General features: G+C 58.8%; 1 protein-coding gene. It reads right to left on the reverse strand.

The window, feature by feature from the left end; all coding sequences use genetic code 11:
- Positions 1 to 436 precede the first annotated feature (436 nt).
- A partial coding sequence (locus tag A3764_RS18625; RefSeq protein WP_067951924.1) for an IS5 family transposase occupies positions 437 to 758 on the reverse strand: 322 nt, incomplete at its 5' end.

Genomic DNA, 758 nt, shown 5'->3' on the forward strand with positions numbered 1-758 from the left:
CGAACAGACGGTGGTCGATCCCTACGGCCTGGCGGCCATCGGCCTTCGAAGCCGTCTGCGCGATCTCGCTTCCCGGCTGGCCGCAATCCAGAACCTGCTTGAAGCAGAACGGATCGCCGCCGAGCTGCGCGGCAGAGAGGTCTGATCTTTTCCCGCGCCGCGTGATGCTGCGGCGCGGGCGATCCTCGGCGGCCCGTGAAGGCAGCCGAGAGCCGGCAAGACAGCCTGTCACAAAAGGCTTGCTGGAGATGTCACGGTCGTGACACAACTACAATCACACGCGGAGTCATGCCGCGGTCGAACGCGTTTTTTCGTTTACGTTCGGGAGGTTGCGGCCTGTTTCTTGGATCCCTACCGCCGGAGCCAAAATACCCTTAAATTTATTAAGGAATTTGGCGTGACCTCAATTCTACTGGCAACCTACTAGGGTCAGGACTCACAACCAGTAAATAACGAGTGCGGCGAGGGCGATGGCTGACAGGAAGACTTTCGGGCATCTATCGTAACGGGTTGCCACACGCCGCCAATCCTTCAGCCTGCCGAACATGATTTCGATCCGGTTGCGCCGCTTGTAGCGACGCTTGTCGTACTTCACTGGCTTCTTCCGCTGTTTACGGCCAGGGATACACGCCCGTATCCCTTTGTCTTTCAACGCTTCTCGGAACCAATCGGCGTCATAGCCACGATCGCCAAGCAGCCAGTCCACCCTGGGCAAACGGCTCACCAGTGCTCGGGCACCGACGTAATCGCTGACCTGT

The organism is Sulfitobacter sp. HI0129 (genome assembly GCF_001635395.1).
GTDB lineage: Bacteria > Pseudomonadota > Alphaproteobacteria > Rhodobacterales > Rhodobacteraceae > Sulfitobacter.